4 protein-coding genes are annotated in these 5,922 nt (G+C 75.1%); all 4 read left to right on the plus strand.

Features of this window, described 5'->3' with window-relative positions; genetic code table 11:
* Positions 1–1,357, plus strand: a 1,357-nt coding sequence (locus B7767_RS49335; RefSeq protein WP_085573122.1) for an ABC transporter ATP-binding protein, incomplete at its 5' end; no start/stop codon positions are given.
* Positions 1,335–2,717: a class I SAM-dependent methyltransferase gene (locus tag B7767_RS18265; protein WP_218775799.1), complete on the plus strand. Its 1,383-nt coding sequence runs from the start codon at positions 1,335–1,337 to the stop codon at positions 2,715–2,717. The genes B7767_RS49335 and B7767_RS18265, both read left to right, overlap by 23 nt.
* Positions 2,714–4,135 carry a class I SAM-dependent methyltransferase gene (locus B7767_RS18270; protein ID WP_085573123.1) on the plus strand — a complete coding sequence of 474 codons (1,422 nt, stop codon included), beginning with the start codon at positions 2,714–2,716 and terminating at the stop codon, positions 4,133–4,135. Before B7767_RS18265 ends, B7767_RS18270 begins: the two co-directional genes overlap by 4 nt.
* The coding region (locus B7767_RS18275; RefSeq protein WP_085573124.1) for a condensation domain-containing protein at positions 4,132–5,922 on the plus strand (1,791 nt) is incomplete at its 3' end. The genes B7767_RS18270 and B7767_RS18275, both read left to right, overlap by 4 nt.

The following is a 5,922-nucleotide window of genomic DNA, read 5'->3' on the forward strand; positions in this document are numbered from 1 at the left end:
CGTGTCGCCCGGCCGGACGGCCCGGCGGTGGCGGCGCGCCCGGTGCGGCTGGCTGGCGCAGGACCCCGGCGCGGCCCTCCATCCGCTGTGGCGCGTGGACCGGCTGATCGGCGAGGAGTTCCCCGGTGATGCCGCCGCCCGCGCCCGGCGGGTCGAGGACCTGATGCACCGACTGGGCCTCCCGCCCGGACTCGCCTCCCGCCGGGCGGGAGAACTCTCCGGCGGACAGGCCCAACGGGTTGCCCTGGCCCGGGCCCTGTGCGCCGATCCGGAGCTGCTCGTCCTGGACGAGCCGACCTCGGCACTGGACCGCGCGACGGCCGACCTGGTGGCCGAAGAGGTGCGGTCCCGCCGTGGGATCCCCGGTCGGTGCGTCGTCCTGGTCACACACGATGCCCGGCTGGCCGCGGAGTTGGCCGACCGGACACTGGTGCTCGCCGGTGACGCGCACCCGGCCGCCGGTGCCACCGCGCGGTACAGGTCACGTGTGACCGCCGCCGTGCGCGGACGGATGACGCGCACCTCGCGGAAGGAACCGCTCCGCCCGATCGCCGATCCCGCGTCACCACAGGCCGGGCGTCCGCCCCGCACGGCGGCGGAACCTGCCCCGCCCCCGGCACCCGTGCTGTCGGCTCGGGGCCTGACCCTGCGGACCCCGGACGGCACACCGCTGCTCGACGCAGGCGACCTGGACCTGCCGGTGGGCGGCTGGCTGGCCGTCACGGGACGGTCGGGCAGCGGAAAGACGACCCTGCTGCACGCCCTCGCGGGCCGTCGCCCGCCGGCCGCCGGGGAACTCCTGCTGCACGGGCGCCCGCTGCCCGCCGGGACCCGCTCGCGCGACCGGCGGATGCTGCGCGCCGTCCAGCTGGCCGGACAGGACACGGTGGCGGAACTCAACCCGGCGCACACCGTCGGCCGGGCGGTGGCCCGGCCGCTGAAGGTGTTCCACGGCACGACCGCAGCGGCTGGACGGGAACGCGTACGGGAGCTCCTCGAAACAGTGGGACTTTTCGCCGGGCTGGCCGACCGCAGACCGGCGGCGCTCTCCGGTGGCCAGCGCCGCCGGGTCGTCCTCGCCCGGGCGCTCGCCGCCGGGCCCGACGTGCTGCTGCTGGACGAGCCCACCGCGGGTCTGGACCCGGACTCGGCACGACTCGTCCTCGACCTGCTGGACCGGCTGCGAAAGGACGGCCCGGCCGTCCTGACCGTCACGCACGACGCCGGCACGGCCGCCCGCGCCGACAGCGTCCTCCACCTGACCGGGCGCCGCCTGATCCCACGGCCGCACACGACCCCCGACCACCCCCTCGACGAGAGAACGGAGCACTCCGGTGTCCGACCACACGACGGCTGAACACACCGGCCGGATCGCGGACCTGCTGGCCGCCCATCCCTGGGTGGCCCGGGCCCGCCCCGCACCCGACGGCGGCGTCCGGGTCGTCCCGCACCCGGACGCCGTGACCGCCGCACCCGAGCCGGGCCCCCTGATGCGCGAGCACCTCGAACAGTGGGCCGAGGTCTACGAGTGGACGTACGAGACGGCCGAGGGGCGGCACGCCGACGACCTCGACCTGTCCGGGTGGCGGGCCTCCGACACCGGAGCACCGCTGCCCGAAGCCCACATGCGGGACTGGGTGGACCGCACCGTGGACCTCGTCCTGGCCCAGCGTCCGAGGCGGGTCCTGGAACTCGGCTGTGGCACCGGGCTGCTCGCCCACCGCCTGCACCCGCACCTGGACGGGTACGCCGGCACCGACGTCGCCCAGGTCGCGGTGGACCGCCTCACCGCGGCCGGCCTGTCCCGCACCGCGTTCGTCCGGGCCGCCGCCCATGAGACGGCCGCGCCCCGGGTACGGGACGCCATGGACGCCGCCTTCGGCCTCGGGGCGCTCCCCGACTGCGTGCTGCTCAACTCGGTCACCCAGTGCTTCCCCGACCTGGCCTACCTGACCACCGTCCTGCACGGGGCGCTGTCGGCGGTCGAGGACGGCGGCACCGTGATCGTCGGGGACATCCGGCACTCCGGCCTGCTGCTCGACCACTTCGCACGGCTGGAACGGGCCCGCGACCCCGAGGCGGACGGCACGGTGATCGCCGCGAGGGCCGCGGCCGCCGCCGAGGCGGACGAGGAACTGTCCTTCACCCCCGCGGCCGTCGCCGCCGCGCTCGCGGACCGGCCCCGCCCGGTCCGCATGAGCGTGCACGCCCGCACCATGGCCGAGGACACCGAACTCACCCGCTACCGCTACGACGTCGTCCTGCGCGTCGGCCCGCACACCGACGGAGCGGGGACCCGGCACGTGCGCCGGACGCCCTGGGACGGACACCGGGGGAGCGATGTCACGGAAGCGCTGCGCGACGCGCTCGTCGGCGGTCCCGTCGTCGTCCACGGCATCCCCAACGCCCTGCTCCACGACGCCCCCGGGGCGGTGACCCCGTACGCCCTGCGCGAGGCACTGCGGGGAGCGGACGCCGCCGTACTGCTCGACGCCGCCGACCCGCGCACGCTGGCCGTGGCGGCTCCCGCCGACTGCGCGCCCGCTGCGGCCGAGGGCCTCCCGGCGCCCTCCGGCCCAGTAGCCCACGAGCCGTTCCCCCTGTTCGTCCGGCGGCGTCTGCCCGAGGTGCTGCGCGACCACCTGCGCCGGGCCGAACCGGACACGGTCCCACCGGCGATCACCGTGGTGGACGTCATCGAGGACGGTCACGCGTGAACGACGCACTCACCGACGAGACCCTCACCGGGCTGCCCGGTGTGACGGAGTGGCAGCTGGTGCGCGGTGGTGGACAGGGCACCCTGCTGGTGACGGGGCCGCCCTCGTTGGCGCGGCCGTCATCCGGTCCCGGCCGGGACGACGTCCGCGCCGCCCGCCGGGCCGCGGACACCGGTGACGCCGCCGTCCGCGGTACCGACCCGACCGTTCTCCCGGCACTGATGCGGCAGCTCGACGAGACGGCGCTGCTGACGATGGCCCGGGTATTGGACCGGACCCGTCTGTTCCGCGATGGCGGACGGCCCCGCACCGAGGAGATCCTCGAAACCCTGGCGGTCGCACCCCGGCACGCGTGGATCGTACGGCGCTGGCTGCGCACCCTGACCGCGGAGGGCCGGCTCCGCCTGGACGCGGCGACGGGCCGCCACCACTCCCTCACGGTGCCGGACCGCCGCGACCACGCCCGGGCGCTGCGCGAGCTGGACGGCGCCTGTGCGGGCCTGGGCTACCCGGCGTCCATGACCCGCTTCTTCCGGGCCGCGGCCGAACGGCTCCCGCTGCTGCTCCAGGACCGCACTTCCCTGCAGGAGGTCCTCTTCCCCGACGGGGAGACGGGCACCGCGCAGGGCAACTACCGCGACAGCGTCCCCAGCCGCTGGGTCAACCACGCCGCCGCGTCCCTGATCGCCGGCGAGTCCCGCCGCCGGACGGAGCCGGCACCCCTGCGCGTCCTCGAAGCGGGCGCCGGCGTGGGCGGCACCACCAGCACCGTCCTGGAGGCGCTCGGCGACACGCCCGTCGACTACCTGTTCACGGACGTCTCCCCGTTCTTCCTGCGAGCGGCCAGGGACGTCTTCGGCGAGCACCCCGGCCTGCGGCACGCCCTGTTCGACATCCAGGCCGACCCGCTCGAACAGGGTCTGGAGCCGGAATCCCAGGACGTCGTCCTGGCGGCGAACGTCCTGCACAACGCACGGCACGCCGGACGCTGTCTGGCGGCCCTGCGGGAACTGCTGGTGCCCGGCGGGCTGCTGGTCCTGGTCGAGTCGTGCCGGGAGCACTACCAGGCGCTCACCTCCATGTGCCTGCTGATGTCGCCCGCGCCCGGCGAACAGGAGTGGTTCACGGACCTGCGGGCCGGCCAGGACCGGGTCTTCCTCACCGCCGGGGAATGGGCACGGCAGCTGGACGCGGCGGGCTTCGACCCGCTGCCCGTCCTGCCGTACGAGGAGCATCCCCTCGCCTCGGCGGGCCAGCGCGTCATCGCCGGCCGTGTCAGGTCACGCGGCGCCCGCCCGGATCCCGGCCGTGTCCGTGCAGCGCTCGCCGGCCGCCTGCCCCCTGCCCTGCCCCTCCCACGGATCCACGCCGTGGACGACATCATCCGCCCCGCCAACCCGACTGGAGCCCTCTGTTGACCCCCGCATCCGCACCCGAGCACACCGCCGGGCAGACCTCGGCCGACCTGGTCGACGCCGTCCGCTCCGTATGGGCCGACGCCCTGGAGACCGACCTGGCCGCCGTACCGGCGGACGCCAGCTTCCTGAGTCTGGGCGGCGACTCCGTCCTGGCCGTCCGGATGGCCGCGATGCTGCGCAAACGGCTGGGCACGCCGCTGGCGCTGGCGGACGTCCGCGTCGAACAGAGCGCCGCGCAGCTCGCCGCCCTCGTCCACGAACGCAGTACCGGATCGGGGACGGGTGCCCTGCGCCCGTTGCCCCTGGACCTGCGCCGGCGCGAGGACCCGGACGCGCCGTTCCCGCTCCTGCCGCTCCAGCAGGGCTACTTCGTGGGCCAGCAGGACGCCTGGGAGCTGTCCTACCGCTCCGCACACCACTACGTGGACATCGGGCTGGAGGACATCGACGCCGACGAAGCCCCCGAGGCACTGCAGGACGCACTGGAGAGACTGGCCGAGCACCAGGCCGTCCTGCGGGCCCGCATCCTGCCCGACGGCCGGCAGCGCATCCTGCCCCTGGACGATCCGGAGGCGATACCGCAGCTCCAGGTCATCGACCTGCGCGACGCCGACGAGGAGACGGCCGCGGCACGGCTCGCGGAGATACGCCACGAGATGAGCACCGAGGGCCCCGACCCGTCCCGGGGCTGTGGCCTGGACATGCGCCTGACGCTGATGCCCGGCGACCGCGCCCGGCTGCACTCCTCGACCAGCCTGCTGATCATCGACGGCTGGTCCTCCGGCGTCTTCTACCGCGACCTGTTCGCCCTGGTCTCCGACTACAACGCCGTCCTCGCACCCCTGGACATCGACTACGGCGACTACGTGACGACCCTGCGAGACCTGCCCGGCACCGAGGCATGGCAGCAGGACCGCGACTGGTGGTGGGACCGCCTCGACGACTTCCCGCTGCCGCCGGCCCTGCCGCTGGTGGCCGACCCCGCCGAGGTGCGCCCCACCCTGATGGGCACCCGGCAGGCGGTGCTCGACCCGGAGCGTTGGTCGCAGCTGCGTCGGCTGTGCACCGAGCACGGTGTGACCCCGTCCGCGGCGATGTTCGCCGCCTTCGCCGCCGCCGTCGCCCGGGCCTGCGGCCACCGCCGCTTCCTGCTCAACACCCTCCAGCTGAACCGCCTTCCGCTCCACCCCGACGTATCCCGCCTGGTGGGGGCCTTCTCGTCCACCATGCTCCTGCCGGTCGACCTGCCGGGGGCCCCCGTCTTCGCCGACCTCGCCGGCCGCGCGCAGCAGGACATCGGCGACGCGCTCGCCCACAACCTGATCACCGGCGTGGAGGTCTCCCGCGAACTGGGCCGCCGCCGGGGCACCCACCGCCCGGTGGCACCCGTCGTCTTCCAGTCCACCTTGGGAGTGGACGCGGCGCTGGGCAGCGAGGTGCCCCAGGAGGCCGGGCCACTGGGCGCGATCGACCTGCTGAGCCACCACCAGCAGTTGCGGACGCCCCAGGTGGCCCTGGAGGTGCGGCTGTTCGAGCTGCGCGGAGAGCTGGTGGTCGTCTTCTCACTGGTGGAGGAGTTGTTCGCGGGAGCGGACGTCGACCGGATGTTCGCAGATCTCATGGCGACCGTGGAATCGCTGGTCGAGCCGGACGGCTGGGCCGCGGTGGTCGGACTGCCCGACGCGGTCGACGGCGAGCAGGCCGGGCCGGCCCGGCAGGCGTCCGGCCGACGCCTGTCCGTACCCGCGGCGGCGGCCGGCGGAGCGGAGCCGGGACCGCCCCGGGAC

The organism is Streptomyces sp. 13-12-16, assembly GCF_002114215.1.
Taxonomy (GTDB): domain Bacteria; phylum Actinomycetota; class Actinomycetes; order Streptomycetales; family Streptomycetaceae; genus Streptomyces.